Origin of the sequence: Microbacterium atlanticum (assembly GCF_015277815.1) — a bacterium.
GTDB lineage: Bacteria > Actinomycetota > Actinomycetes > Actinomycetales > Microbacteriaceae > Microbacterium > Microbacterium atlanticum.
Genome location: NZ_CP063813.1, coordinates 1510573 through 1523757, shown reverse-complemented (window position 1 = coordinate 1523757; position 13185 = coordinate 1510573). Strand labels below are relative to the sequence as shown.

At 71.4% G+C, this 13185-nt stretch carries 16 protein-coding genes; 4 read left to right on the top strand and 12 right to left on the bottom strand.

What is annotated here, in order from left to right; all coding sequences use genetic code 11:
* Positions 1-54 precede the first annotated feature (54 nt).
* Together IR212_RS06820 and IR212_RS06815 are read left to right on the top strand one after the other, a co-directional pair.
* On the top strand, positions 55-1140 hold the full coding sequence (locus IR212_RS06820; protein WP_194398176.1) for a GNAT family N-acetyltransferase: 1086 nt from the start codon (positions 55-57) through the stop codon (positions 1138-1140).
* Positions 1133-2233 carry a GNAT family N-acetyltransferase gene (locus IR212_RS06815; protein ID WP_194398175.1) on the top strand — a complete coding sequence of 367 codons (1101 nt, stop codon included), beginning with the start codon at positions 1133-1135 and terminating at the stop codon, positions 2231-2233. Before IR212_RS06820 ends, IR212_RS06815 begins: the two co-directional genes overlap by 8 nt.
* Here the strand turns inward: IR212_RS06815 and mutM are convergent, their stop codons facing one another.
* The 8 genes from mutM to IR212_RS06775 form a co-directional block, all read right to left on the bottom strand.
* Complete coding sequence (gene mutM, locus IR212_RS06810) at positions 2234-3154, bottom strand: bifunctional DNA-formamidopyrimidine glycosylase/DNA-(apurinic or apyrimidinic site) lyase (protein WP_194398174.1); 921 nt, start codon at positions 3152-3154, stop codon at positions 2234-2236.
* The gene (gene rnc, locus IR212_RS06805) at positions 3147-3848 is read right to left on the bottom strand and encodes a ribonuclease III (RefSeq protein WP_194398173.1); all 702 of its coding nucleotides are present in this window, start codon (positions 3846-3848) and stop codon (positions 3147-3149) included. Before rnc ends, mutM begins: the two co-directional genes overlap by 8 nt.
* A gap of 16 nt (positions 3849-3864) precedes the next feature.
* Positions 3865-4074 carry a 50S ribosomal protein L32 gene (gene rpmF, locus IR212_RS06800; protein WP_050721097.1) on the bottom strand — a complete coding sequence of 70 codons (210 nt, stop codon included), beginning with the start codon at positions 4072-4074 and terminating at the stop codon, positions 3865-3867.
* A 30-nt stretch (positions 4075-4104) separates the two neighbouring features.
* The gene (locus IR212_RS06795) at positions 4105-4587 is read right to left on the bottom strand and encodes a YceD family protein (protein ID WP_194398569.1); all 483 of its coding nucleotides are present in this window, start codon (positions 4585-4587) and stop codon (positions 4105-4107) included.
* 114 nt (positions 4588-4701) lie between these two features.
* Positions 4702-5199: a pantetheine-phosphate adenylyltransferase gene (gene coaD, locus IR212_RS06790; protein WP_194398172.1), complete on the bottom strand. Its 498-nt coding sequence runs from the start codon at positions 5197-5199 to the stop codon at positions 4702-4704.
* Positions 5200-5239: 40 nt separating this feature from the next.
* Positions 5240-7402, bottom strand: coding sequence for an ATP-dependent DNA helicase RecG (locus tag IR212_RS06785; protein WP_194398171.1), 2163 nt, complete (start codon positions 7400-7402; stop codon positions 5240-5242).
* Between the two features lie 46 nt (positions 7403-7448).
* A complete protein-coding gene (locus tag IR212_RS06780) occupies positions 7449-7796 on the bottom strand; it encodes a hypothetical protein (RefSeq protein WP_194398170.1) in 348 nt (115 codons plus the stop codon).
* Positions 7797-7872: 76 nt separating this feature from the next.
* Positions 7873-8064, bottom strand: coding sequence for a hypothetical protein (locus IR212_RS06775; protein ID WP_194398169.1), 192 nt, complete (start codon positions 8062-8064; stop codon positions 7873-7875).
* Between the two features lie 69 nt (positions 8065-8133).
* On the opposite strand from IR212_RS06775, the gene rsmD reads away from it, so the two are divergent.
* Positions 8134-8703: a 16S rRNA (guanine(966)-N(2))-methyltransferase RsmD gene (gene rsmD / locus IR212_RS06770; protein WP_194398168.1), complete on the top strand. Its 570-nt coding sequence runs from the start codon at positions 8134-8136 to the stop codon at positions 8701-8703.
* Between the two features lie 2 nt (positions 8704-8705).
* Here the strand turns inward: rsmD and thiL are convergent, their stop codons facing one another.
* Positions 8706-9701, bottom strand: coding sequence for a thiamine-phosphate kinase (gene thiL, locus IR212_RS06765; RefSeq protein ID WP_194398167.1), 996 nt, complete (start codon positions 9699-9701; stop codon positions 8706-8708).
* 85 nt (positions 9702-9786) lie between these two features.
* Here thiL and IR212_RS06760 point away from each other — a divergent pair, with 85 nt between their 5' ends.
* Positions 9787-10287, top strand: a complete 501-nt coding sequence (locus IR212_RS06760; RefSeq protein WP_228479519.1) for a DUF3515 family protein — start codon at positions 9787-9789, stop codon at positions 10285-10287.
* 11 nt (positions 10288-10298) lie between these two features.
* Here the strand turns inward: IR212_RS06760 and IR212_RS06755 are convergent, their stop codons facing one another.
* Genes IR212_RS06755 through IR212_RS06745 form a run of 3 tightly spaced genes read right to left on the bottom strand, consistent with a single transcriptional unit; the run spans position 10299 to position 13183 of the window.
* A complete protein-coding gene (locus IR212_RS06755) occupies positions 10299-11393 on the bottom strand; it encodes a D-alanine--D-alanine ligase family protein (protein WP_194398166.1) in 1095 nt (364 codons plus the stop codon).
* The gene (locus tag IR212_RS06750) at positions 11293-12429 is read right to left on the bottom strand and encodes an NAD(P)H-dependent glycerol-3-phosphate dehydrogenase (RefSeq protein ID WP_194398165.1); all 1137 of its coding nucleotides are present in this window, start codon (positions 12427-12429) and stop codon (positions 11293-11295) included. The genes IR212_RS06755 and IR212_RS06750 overlap by 101 nt, the downstream gene beginning before the upstream one ends.
* Positions 12419-13183 (bottom strand): lysophospholipid acyltransferase family protein, encoded by a 765-nt coding sequence (locus IR212_RS06745; protein WP_194398164.1) that lies wholly within the window; start codon positions 13181-13183, stop codon positions 12419-12421. The genes IR212_RS06750 and IR212_RS06745 overlap by 11 nt, the downstream gene beginning before the upstream one ends.
* Positions 13184-13185: the final 2 nt, after the last annotated feature.

Here is a 13185-nt window from a genome sequence, read left to right as displayed (position 1 = left end):
GCGGCGGACCTACCCCTCGACCACCCTTCACCACTCACGCAAGGACGCACTGACATGACCACCATCGCCACCGGCCTCGAGATCCGGCCGCTGCTCGTGCCCGAGACCGTCGAGTCGGCGGACGCCGCCGACTTCGTCGAGATGGTCCGGGTCCGCAATGAGATCTACCGCGAGATCTCCGGACACGATGACCACCGCATCTCCGCCGAGGAGCTTCTCCCCCACTACCGCCCCACCCCGTACGAGACCCGCCTGGCCTGGATCGTCGTCGAGGACGGCGCCGTGATCGGGCGCATCGGCGTGGACCTGCCGCACGAGGACGACTCGCACACCGCGTTCTGGCTCATCGAGCTGCTCCGCGCGACGTGGGGACGGGGCATCGGCTCCACCGCGTACGAGCTCGTCGAGCGCGCCGCGCGCGAGCACGGTCGCACGGTGCTGCAGTCCTGGGCGGAGCACCCCGCCGCGCCGGGCCCGCAACTCGCGCCGCCCACCGGCTTCGGCGCCATCCCGGAGGACCACATCGCGAGGTTCTTCGTGCGTCACGGGTACTCGCTGGAGCAGGTCGAGCGCAACAGCGCGTTCGATCTCACGGCACCGTTCGACGAGGTCGAGCGGCTCCTCGCCGAGGCTCGGGCCGCCTCCGGCGACTACCGGGTGGTGCAGTGGTTCGCGCCGACGCCTCCCGAGTACGCGGCGGGCTACGCGTGGATGAAGTCGCGGATGTCGACGGACGCCCCGGCCGCGGCGCTCGAGTTCGACGAGGAGAAGTGGGATGCCGCGCGCATCGCCGAGCACGATGCGAAGTACACCGAGTCCGGCCGGACGCTTCAGGTCACGGCGGCGCAGCACATCGCGACCGGCGAGCTGTGCGCCTTCAACGAGCTGGTCATCGGCAAGGATCGCACCGAGGCGTCGCACCAGGAGGACACGCTCGTCCTCAAGGAGCACCGCGGTCACAAGCTCGGCACCCTCGTCAAGTGCGCCGGGCTGCTGTCGTGGCGCGACGTCGCTCCGCAGTCCCGTCGCGTCATCACCTACAACGCAGAGGAGAACAGGCCCATGCTGGACATCAACGAGGCGATCGGCTTCGCGCCGATCGCATACGTCGGGGCGTGGAAGAAGGTGCTCGATGACTGACCTCGCCGACACCGCTGTGCTGACGGTGCAGCCGATCCCCGTGCCCGAGTCGCCCGAATCGGCCGACGCCCGGCTGTTCCTCGAGATGGTGCGCATCGGCAACGCGGTGTGCCTGAACGACGCCGGTCACGACTACCTGCGCGAGGAGCCCGAGGAGATGCTCGGCTCCTGGCAGGACCAGTCGGATTGGACCCAGCTCGGATTCGCCGCGCTGCGAGGCGCCGAGGTGGTGGGCGTCGTCACGATGATGGTCTCCAACCAGCCCGATGCCAGCACGCTCGAGTTCGACCTCATGGTCGACCCGCCCCACCGCGGGAAGGGCGCCGAGGAGCTGCTGCTGGCGGAGGCCGAGCGTGAGGCGCGCGAGCGGGGGCTGGCCGTCATCCAGACATGGACGCTGCACCGCCCCGACCGGGGCGGCGCCCGGCTCGAGCCGTCGACCGGGTGGGGGTCGGTCCCTGCGGACGACCCGCAGACCCGGTTCGCCCTCGACAGCGGGTTCACCCTCGAACAGGTCGAGCGCAACAGCGTCTTCGACCTGAGCGGTGACTTCGAGCCCGTGAGACGCATGCTCGCCGACGCGCTGGCCTTCGCCGGTGACGACTACCGCCCGCTCGAGTGGACGTCGCCGACACCCGCGGAGTACGTCGACGGCTTCGCCTACGCCCTCTCGCGCATGTCGACCGATGCGCCTGCCGGCGGGCTGGTGATCGACGAGCAGCATTGGGATGCCGCCCGCGTCGAGCGACGCGACGCTCGGCTCAGGGCGCAGGGGCTCACCGTCTCGGTGGCCGCGGTGCTGCACGTGCCGAGCGGGCGGATCGCCGCCTACAACGAGCTGGCCATCGCCGAGGACCACACCGGCGCGACGCAGCAGTACGGGACGCTCGTTCTCAAGGAGCATCGCGGCCACCGGCTCGGCACGATCGTGAAGTGCGCGAACCTCCTGCGCTGGCGCGAGCTGGTGCCCGAGTCGCCACGGGTGTCGACGTTCAACGCCGAGGAGAACCGCCACATGCTCGACATCAACGAGGCCATCGGCTTCGCTCCGGCGTCGTACGCCGGCGCGTGGAAGAAGGTGCTCGCGCTCTGATCAGCTCGCCGGGCGTCGAGGGGTCTTCTGGCAGTGCGCGCAGAAGTGGCTCGACCGGTTGGTGAATGAGACCCGCACGATCGGACGGCCGCATCGGGGACACGGCTCCCCGGTGCGGCCGTACGCGTTGAGCGAGTGGGCGAAGTAGCCGGCCTGACCGTTCACATTGACGTATTGCGCGTCGAAGCTCGTCCCGCCCTCCGCCAGCGCCTTGTCCAGCACCTGCCGGACCTCCGCCAGCAGCCGGTTGACGGCACGCGTGGAAAGATCCCGTGCCGGCGTCTCCGGGTGGATGCGGGCCGCCCACAGCGACTCGTCCGCATAGATGTTGCCGATGCCGCTCACGACGGTCTGGTCGAGCAGCACCCGCTTGATCGCGGAGTCCTTGCGCGCGAGGACTCGGCGGAATGCGGCATCCGGGAACGCAGGATCCAGCGGATCACGCGCGATGTGCGCGACCTGGGTGGGAACGGATGCCGCCTCCCAGCCGTGCCCGCCCGGCGCCCCATCACGGGTGGCCACGAGCTCGTCGATCGCCAGTGACCCGAAGGTGCGCTGATCGGCGAACACGATCGCGAGCTCGCCGTGCACCGGATGGGAGAGGTCCACGCGCACGCGCTCGTGCCGTTCCATCGCGGTTCCGGGTGGGCGCAGCAGCATCTGTCCGCTCATACCGAGGTGCCCCACCACGGCCTCCTCCGCCACACCGGTGGCAGGCGCGAGCGGAAGCCACAGGAACTTGCCGCGCCGAGCCGCGCCCGAGATCACCCGACCGGTCAGGCGCGCCTCGAAGTCCGCACCGCCACCGGCGTGACGGGTGAGGGCACGCTCATCGAGCACGGTGACCCCGAGCACCAGGGCGCCCGTGACGGCGGGAGCGAGACCGGCGCGGACGACCTCGACCTCGGGCAGCTCAGGCACGGCCGCTGAGCTCGCGCCACGCGGTGAGCGCCGCAGCCATCTCGGCGTGCTTCTTGCTGGTGCCCGCGCCCTGGGTCGTGAGTTCTCCCACGACGACGCTCGCCGTGAACCGGCGGTCGTGGTCGGGGCCGGTCGAGGTCACCGAGTACGTCGGCGGCGGCATCCCGCCACGGGCCGCCAGCTCCTGGAGCGCCGTCTTCGGATCCATCGCGGCACCGTAGCGCTCGGGGTCGGCGAGCAGGGGCTCGACCAGGCGCAGCACGAGACCGGTCGCAGCCTCCGAGCCGGCGGAGAGGTAGGCGGCGCCGAAGACCGCCTCCATCGTGTCGGCGAGGATCGAGTCCTTGTCGCGCCCTCCGGTGAGAAGCTCGCCGCGGCCCAGCAGCAGGTGCCGGCCCAGACCGATGCCCCGTGCGATCTCGGCCAGCGCGACGGTCGACACGACGCTCGCGCGCCGCTTCGCGAGGGCGCCCTCCTCCAGCTCCGGGTGCTTGGTGAACAGCCGCACGGTCACGGCGAGGCCGAGCACGGAGTCGCCGAGGAACTCGAGGCGCTCGTTGTGCGGCACCTGGCCGTTCTCGTACGCCCAGGAGCGATGGGTCAGCGCCAGCGACAGAAGCTCGGGGTCGATGTCGACTCCGAGCTTCTGTGTGAGGTCTGCCAGCGCGGTGCGCTCAGCAGTGACGTCTGTCACGTCAGGGGCGCGACGATCAGACGTCGGCGACCTTGCGGCCCTTGTACTCGAGGAACAGCTCGGTGCCCTGCGAGTCGGTGACGACCTTCGCCTGGTGGGGGCGGCTGTAGACGACCTTGCCGTTCTCCACCGTCTTGACGAGGGCGGGCGCTTCGGCCTTCCACTGCGCGCGACGCGAGCGCGTGTTCGAACGGGAGACCTTCCGCTTCGGGGGGTTGCCTGCCATGGCTTGCTCTCTTCTGTGTCTCGATGCCGATCAGCCGCGGGAGCGCGGTGATTCGTCGTCGTTGGTCATGGTGAAGTCCTGGAGCGCGGCCCATCGTGGATCGAGAGGCTCGCTCTGCTGCGACCCGGTGTTCTCGGCCAGCCGCTCGCCCGTGACCGGATCAAGGCCGGGGCAATCCGGCTGACACACCGGCTGAAACGGAAGCGACAGGACGACCGCTTCCCTGACCAGAGTTTCAAGATCCACGTGGTCGTCTTGAACCTCGAAGTCAGCTTCTTCGTCCCCAGGATACGCGAAAAGCTCCTGAAACTCGACTTGGAGCGGCTCGACGATGTCGGTCAGGCACCGGCTGCACACTCCGGCGTACTGCGTGTCGACGTCGGCGGAGGCGAGGATGCCCTCGTGCACGGACTCGAGCCGCACATCCACGGCGACCGGCTCGCCCTGCGCGACCGACACCAGACCCTCGCCCCATCTGCCGGGCGCGGGCACCTCGAACGAATGCTCGCGCATCTCGCCGGGGCGGTGTGCGATGTCGCGGACAGGGAGGACGAAAGGACCCGTCACATGCTTCTTGGCCACCTCCCCAGCCTAGCCGCGGGAGTGCAGGGCCGGCCGCGCGGCCCGTCAGATGCCGCGCGCGCCGGTGTCGAGGAACTGCGCGACAGCGCGGGGCACGAACGGCGAGACGTCGCCGCCGAGTGAGGCGACCTGGCGCACGAGCGAACTGGAGACGAGGGCGTGCGCGGGATCGGGCAGGAGGAACACCGTCTCGATCTGAGCGAGGTGCCGGTTCACGATGGCCATGGGCGTCTCGTAGGCCACATCGACCTGGGACCGGATCCCCTTCACCAGGACACCGGCGCCGACGTCCGTGGCGTAGTCCACGAGCAGGCCCATGCTCCACGAGGCCACGATGACATCGCCGTCGATGCCGCCCTCAGCGATCGACTGCTCGAGGAGGGCCTGACGCTGGGCGATGGGGAGCATCGCCTCCTTGCCCGGGTTGTGCACCACCAGCACGTGCAGCTGGTCGTACAGCGAGGCCGCACGGCGGATGACATCGAGATGCCCGAGCGTCGGCGGGTCGAACGATCCGGGGACGACGGCGATCCGGCTGCTCATGCCGAAAGCCTACTGGGCGGCACAGCGACCGGCTGACGCGCTAGTTCTTCGCCAGCGCGGCACGCTCGGCACGACCGACATCACGCTCGAGCGCCGCGGCCAGCCCTGCGTGCGAGCGGAGCGCCGGATCCTCGGCGATGACCCGTTCGGCGGCGATGCGGGCTTCGGCGATGATGTCGGCATCCTTCACGACGCGCAGCAGGCGCAGCGACGACCGCGCCCCGGACTGCGCATCGCCCAGCACGTCACCCTCGCCGCGCAGCTCGAGGTCGACCTCCGCCAGCGCGAACCCGTCGAGCGTCGCGGCCACGGCCTCGACGCGCTCGCGGGCGGGCGTGCCGAGCGGCGCCTCGGTGACGAGCAGGCACAGCCCCGGGACACCCCCGCGTCCGACACGGCCGCGCAGCTGGTGGAGCTGAGAGACGCCGAACCGGTCGGCCTCGAGGATCGCCATCGTGGAGGCGTTGGGCACATCGACGCCGACCTCGACGACGGTCGTCGCGACGAGCACGTCGACCTCGCCCCGGGCGAAGGCCTGCATGACGGCATCCTTGTCGTCCGAGGGCATCCTGCCGTGCAGGATCTCGACGCGGATCGCTTCGAAAGACGGATGCCTCGACAGCAGGTCCGCCACTTGCACGACGCCCCACCGCGTGCGGCCCGTCTCTCCTGTGGTGTCGCCGGGCAGCTCGTCCGCGGTGTCGTCCTTGGTGAGGGCCTCGGCGTCGATCGCCGCGCACACCACGAACGCCTGGCGCCCCTGCGCCACCTCCTCGGCGATGCGCTCCCACACCCGCCCGAACCACCCGGGACGCTCCGCGAGCGGGGCGGTGTAGGTCTCGATCCCGGCGCGACCGGCGGGCATGGTGCGGATCGTCGACACGTCGAGGTCGCCGAACACGGTCATGGCGACGGTGCGGGGGATCGGGGTGGCCGTGAGCACCAGGGCGTGCGGCGATGAGCCCTTCGCCCGCAGCGACTCGCGCTGCTCGACGCCGAAGCGATGCTGCTCGTCCACCACCACCAGCCCGAGGTCGGCGAACGTGGTGCTCTCGCTCAGCAGGGCATGGGTCCCGACGACGATGCGGGCCTGCCCGGACGCCGCACGCAGGGCCGCCCGGCGCCGCTCGGCGGCCGGGAGCTGCCCGGTGAGCAGCGTCGGCATGAGCTCGGGAGCCAGCCGTGGGCCGAGCATCTTCGCGATCGAGCGCACGTGCTGTGCCGCCAGCACCTCGGTCGGAGCGATGAGCGCGGACTGTCCGCCGCTCTGGGCGACCTGGAGCATGGCACGGAGGGCGACGAGCGTCTTGCCGGAGCCGACCTCGCCCTGCACGAGGCGGTTCATCGGCCACTCGCCCTGCAGGTCGCGCGCGATGTCGTCGCCGACGCTCACCTGATCCGGCGTGCGCGGGAAGGGCAAGGCCGCATCGAAGCGTTCCAGCAGCTCGCCCGGTGGCCGTTTCGTCGCCGACAGCGCGCGGACGAACTGGCGCTGCTGCAGCAGGGCGACCTGCAGGACGAACGCCTCCTGCATGCGCAGCGTGGCCCGCGCCGGCTCGATCTGCGCGAACGACTCCGGGCGGTGGATGCACTGGATCGCGGTCCGCGCATCGAGCAGTCCGTGCCGCGTACGCAGCGCGTCGGGAAGCGGGTCGGGCACCTCGCCGAGGCCGTCCAGCACGAGCTCGACGATCTTCTGCAGCTGCCAGCTGGCGACGGTGCTGGTGGCCGGATAGATGGGGATCGGCAGGTTCGCGTTGGCCTCCGCGGTGAGGCGCGCCTGCGCCTCGTCCTCGAACAGCTCGTAGTCGGGGTGCGCGAGCTGCTTCGCGCCCCGGTACTCACCGACCTTGCCAGCGAAGATGCCGCGGCGACCGGGCCGCAGGTCCTTCACCCGCCAGGCCTGATTGAAGAACGTGAGGGAGAGGTCGCCGTTGCCGTCGCTGATGAGGACCTCGAGGAGGGTCCCGTTGCGGTTCTTCATGCGGCGCTCGTTCACCCGCTTGACCTCGGCCACGATCGTCACCGCCTCGCCCACCGGGAGCGACGAGATCTGCGTGAGCTCGCCGCGACGTGCGTAACGCCGTGGATAGTGCACGAGCAGGTCGCCCACCGTCGACATGCCGAACGCGCGCTCGAGGGCCGCCGCGGTCTTCCCGCCGATGGCGCCGCCCAGACGCGAGTCCAGCGCGAAGGAGGTCACGCGAGAAGTCTAGATTCGACCCGGGACGTGCCGTTGCGACGACCGGTCAGGATCCGAAGACCGACTGCACGATCTCGGAGAGCAGCGCCCGACCGTCCCGGTTAACGGTGGACATGTAGATCCACACGCCCTCCCTCGCCACGATCATCTCCTCGGCGTCGGTCCCCTCGCCCGGGAGGACGCAGAAGTCCGCGCCGAAGTCGTCGGACACCTGACACGTGTAGCCCTGCTCCGGAAGCGTCGCCACCGCAGCCGACACCGCGTCCGGCATCGCAGTGCTGATCAGCAGCAGCACGCCGGTCGCATCGCCCACGATCCAGTCACAGCCGAGCGCCAGCGTCGCCCCGTCGGGCGCCGGCCGGACGAAACCCTCGCCGTCGCTCTGGAGCGTCATGTCGCCGACCGTCTCCTGCCAGGTCTGGGGGCTGCCGAGAGCGGTGCAGTCCGTGGGCAGCGTGACCGCAGCGGATTCACTCGGTGACGATGACGGCGTGGATGTCGGCGACGGCGACGGCGACGGCGTCGTGGTCGCGCTCGCCGTCGGCGAGGCCGTCGGCGAGCCCCCGCCCCCCGCGCAGCCCGTCAGGACGAGCGCCGCCGCGACGACGGCTGTCGCCGCCCGAGAAAGCCTGCGTGTGCTGCGGTCCATGCCGTTCCCCCATCGATCGCGCATCTCTCCCCCACTCGGATCATAGGCGGCGGCGCCCGGGTCCGGCGGATATCGTGAGGGGGTGACGCGCATCATCGCCGGCCGCGCGGGGTCCCTCGCGCTGGAGGTGCCCGACGCCGGCACCCGGCCCACCAGCGACCGCGTGCGCGAGTCGCTGTTCGGCTCGCTCGAGTCCACCGGAGCGCTGTCCGGCGCCGCCGTGCTCGACCTCTACGCGGGCTCGGGAGCGCTGGGCCTCGAGGCGGTCAGCCGGGGCGCGGCATCAGCGGATCTCGTCGAGAAGTCGGCGCGCGCGGCAGGGGTCGCCCAGCGCAATGCCAGCCGGGTGGCCAGGGCGCTCGGGCCGGATACCGCGATCCGCGTGCACCGCGCGTCGGCCGATGCGTACCTCGCGTCGGCGAAGCGCACGTTCGACCTCGTGTTCCTCGACCCGCCGTACGACCTCGGCGAGGCCGCGCTGGCCGCGACGCTGAGTCTGCTGGCGCCGCTGCTCTCCGCGGACGCCGACGTCATCATCGAACGCGGCTCGCGCTCTCCGGAGCCCGCTCTCCCCGCGGGGCTGGTCGCCGCGCGCTCCAAGCGCTACGGCGACACCGCGCTGTGGTGGGCGGCCCCGGCGTCGCGCGGCTGACGTCAGCCGGTTCCCGCGTCCCAGTCGCGGTACGGGTCCCATCCTGCGCGACCCTCGTGCGGGCGACCATCCACCAGCACCGCCACCCGGCCGTGCGGCAGGACGCTCCCGATGCGACGGAAACCCTGCGGAAGCTGACGCTCCGCCGGGAACGTCGCCAGCAGGGCATGGTCTTCCCCTCCCCCCAGCGCGTCTGCGGCCTCCCGACCGAGCAGCGGGGATTCGAGCGCGATGGTGACGCCGGATGCCGCCGCCAGGCGTGACGCGTCCAGCACGAGCCCGTCCGACACGTCCATCATCGCTGTCGCGCCGCCGTCCGCCGCCTCCGGGCCGAGGCCGATCGGGGGCGAAGGACGCAGCTGCGCGGCGAGGTCATCGCGCTCGCCCGCGGTGAGGACCGTCTCGTCGACGGGGACCGGTGCCCCCGCGGCATCCGTGAACCGCTCGAACAGAAGGCGAAGACCCCGCGCGGCGTGCCCGAGGCCGCCCGCCACCGCCACCACATCGCCCGGCCGCGCGCCCGAACGGCGCACCGGCGCGCGGCCGGCGAGGGCGCCGAGCGCGGTGACGGCGACGGTGAGCGTGTCGGACACCGTGAGGTCGCCGCCCTCGACGCGGCAGCCCGGCGCGAGCTCACGGCACGCGGCGCGCAGGCCGTCGGCCAGGTCGGTCACGAACGACAGCCGCGTGGCGTCGGGCATCGCGAGCGCCACCAGGAGTGCGGTGGGGGTGGCGCCCATGGCGGCGATGTCGGCGAGGTTGACGGCCGCCGCCTTGAAGCCGAGGTCGAATCCGTTCGTCCAGGCGAGGCGGAAGTCCGGCCCGTGGACCAGGGTGTCGACAGACGCCACCACCCGACCGTCGGCGGCGGCGAGCACCGCCGCGTCGTCGCCGGGTCCGACGATCGCCCCGGATGCGCCGAGGCGGTCGAGGATCCGGCGGAGGACGGCACCCTCGCTCAGCTCGCCCACGGTCGGATCGCTGCGGTCGTCATGCACGCGACCACGCTACCGTCGCGGCACTCGTCCGGCGGTGGCGTCGCCGAGGGGAGGTGGCGCGGCTTCCGACGGCTAGCCTGGAGGTGTGCGTCTGGTTCCCTCCGTCTTGGCCGCCGCGTTCACCGCCGCAGCGGTGATCGGCCTGACCGGCTGCTCGACGACCGTCGACCTCGAGCCGGCGGAGCAGGCGAACGACGCCGCGTGCGCAGAGGTGAGTGTGCGACTGCCGGGCACGGTCGACGGCCAGCCCCGGCGGTGGACCGACGCCCAGGCGACCGGAGCCTGGGGCGAGCCGTCGGCCGTCCTGCTGCGCTGCGGGGTCGAGGAGCCCGGGCCCACCGAGGCGAGGTGCATCACCCTCGGCGGCGTCGACTGGATCGTCGATGAGTCGCAGGCGCCGCGGTACCTCGTCACCACGTACGGTCGCACTCCCGCGGTCGAGGTGTTCATCGACAACGAGTCGGTGTCGCCCAACGAGGTGCTGACCCAGCTCGCCGAGACGGCGGTGCTGGGAGGCACGACCGTGCAGAGCGAGTGCACGTTGACCGAGGAACTGCTCCCCGGCGCCGACTCCGCGGAGGATTGACCCGGCCGCGCCTACACGCCGGCGCGCTCGAGAGCGGTGTCGATCAGCTCGGTGATGAGCTGCGGGTACGACATGCCCGAGGCGATCCAGCACTTGGGGAACATCGAGATCGGCGTGAATCCGGGCATCGTGTTCAGCTCGTTGACGTACAGCCCGTCAGCGGACAGGAAGAAGTCCACCCGCGCCAGACCCTTGCCGTCGACCGCCTCGAACGCGCGCACGCCGAGCTGCTGGATGCGCGCGATCTCGTCGTCCGTGAGGTCGGCCGGACACACGACCTCCGCTCCGTCGCCGCCGAGGTACTTCCCTTCGAAGTCGTAGAACTCGCGCGTGGTCAGCACGATCTCTCCGGGCAGCGAGGCGCGCGGCGCGCCGCCGCCCCGCCCCTCGAGGATGGCGACCTCGACCTCACGACCGACGATCGCCGCCTCGATGAGCACCTTGTCGTCCTCGGCGAAGGCGAGCGCCAGCGCGTCGTCGAGCTCGGACGCGTCGTGCACCTTCGACACGCCGACGCTCGATCCGGCGCGTGCCGGCTTGACGAAGGTGGGCTGGCCGAGAGCCGCGGCATCCGCCCTCACCGCGTCGGGATCGCGCTCCCACCGGACGCGGGTGACCGTCACCGACGGCGACACCGGCACGCCGGCCGCGGCGAGCACGATCTTCATGAAGTGCTTGTCCATGCACAGCGCCGAATCGAGCACCCCGCCACCCGCGTACGGGATGCCGAGCGTGTCGAAGTAGCCCTGCACCGTGCCGTCCTCGCCATGGAGGCCGTGGAGGATCGGGAGGACGACATCCACCTCGCCCAGCTCGTCGACCGATCCGTCGCCACGGCGCACGCGCAGCATGCGGTCGCCGGCCCCCTCGGGCCAGAGCACGCGGGTGCCGTTGTCGGCCACCTCGGGTAGGCGCTCGGCGTCGAGGGCGAACTTGGCGGGCTCGTCGTCCTCGAGGACGAACGCCCCCTCACGGGTGATCCCCACGGGGATCACCCGGTAGCGGTCACGGTCGATCGCCCGCAGCACCCCGCCCGCCGTTGCGGAACTGATCGAGTGCTCGCTGGATCGACCGCCAAAGAGCACCGCCACCGCCGGCTTGTCCATTCGTCGTCCTCTCGCCCTGTGGGGTGTCGTCGTCGGTCGTCAGGTGCGGCGCGATGTCCCGCGGGTTCATGGTGCCGTCGAGCACCATCTTGACCTGCTCGACGATGGGCATCTGCACGCCCACCTCGCGCGCCAGCTGCAGGATGGGGGCGACAGACGCCAGCCCTTCCGCGGTCTGGTTCATCTGCTTGACGACGTCGTCGAAGCGATAGCCCTGGCCGAGCAGCCGGCCGGCGGTGTTGTTGCGGCTGAGGGGCGACTGGCACGTCGCGATGAGGTCGCCGAGGCCGGCCAGTCCTTGCAGCGTCTCCTCCTGAGCACCGAAGGCAACGGCGAAGTCGGTCATCTCGACCAGCCCCCGCGTGATGATCGACGCCTTGGTGTTCTCGCCGTACCCCACGCCGTCGACGATGCCGATCGCGACCGCGATCAGGTTCTTCAGCACGCCGCCGAACTCGGTGCCGATCACGTCGGTGTTCACGAACGTGCGGAAGTACCGGTTGCGGGCCAGGCGCGCGACGGCCTCCGCCGTCTCCTGGCTGGTCGAGGAGACGACGGCGGCGGTGGGCTGCTCGCGGGCGATCTCGAGGGCGAGGTTGGGCCCCGATGCGACCGCGATGCGGGCGGGATCGCAGTGCAGCTCCTGCTCGATCACCTGGCTCATCCGCAGGCCGGTGCGGCGCTCGACGCCTTTCATGAGCGACACGATGGGCGCCTCGGACTGCGAGATCAGCGGTCGCACGGCCTTGAGGTTCTGGCGCACCGCCTGACTGGGGATCGAGAGGTACACCTGGTCGGCGCCGTCCAGCGCCTCGGACAGGTGGTGCGTGGCATGCATCGTGCGGGGCAGGTTGATGCCCGGGAGGTACTCGCTGTTGCGCTTGGCCTCGTGGATCTCGCTCGCCAGCTCCGGGCGTCGGGCCCACATGGTGACGTGGGCGCCGCCATCGGCGAGGATCTTGCCGAATGTGGTGCCCCAGCTTCCCGCGCCGACGACGACGACGCGCGGGCGGGCGGCGTCGTGCCTACGGCTCAAGGCGCCCCGTCTCCTTCTGACCGTGGTCGGCCGGGTTCCACCGCTCAGCCGGCGCCGGCTCTCTCCGCAGCCCGGAGAGGAGCTGCGAGATCGCGTCCATCACGACGTCTGTCGCCTGCACCAGGGCGGTCTGCGATGAGGCCGCGCCCGCGAACGCCGACAGGTCGACCGGGTCTCCGATGATCACCCGCACCCGGCGGCGGGGTGGCCAGAGCTTGAGCTTGCCGTAGCGGGGCAGCACCTGCTGGGCGCCCCACTGCGCCATGGGGACCACCGGGATGCCACCCGCGAGAGCCAGACGCACCGCCCCGGTCTTGCCGCGCATCGGCCAGAGATCCGGGTCGCGGGTGAGGGTGCCCTCGGGATAGACGATGACGCCCCGGCGGCTGCGCGCCAGCGTCTGCGAGGCTTCGAGCGTCGCGCGGGCCGCGGACGCGGATGACGCGCGTGCGACCGGGATCATTCCGGTCACGCGGAGGATCCCGCCCAGCACCGGCGTCCGGAAGAGGCTCTCCTTCGCCATGAAGCGCGGCGCGCGTCCGGCGCGCCACACCGCGACGGCGACGACCAGCGGATCGATCTCGCTCACGTGATTGGGGGCGAGCACGTACGCGCCCTCTCGGGGCAGCTTCTCGGCGCCCTCCAGCTCGACCTTGAAGATGAGCCCCACCAGCGGCACGACGATCGCGGCGAGAGGCCAGAAGATGCTCGGGCGGGACTTCTCCGCGGACGCGCGCGGGCGGGTGGGCGCCACGG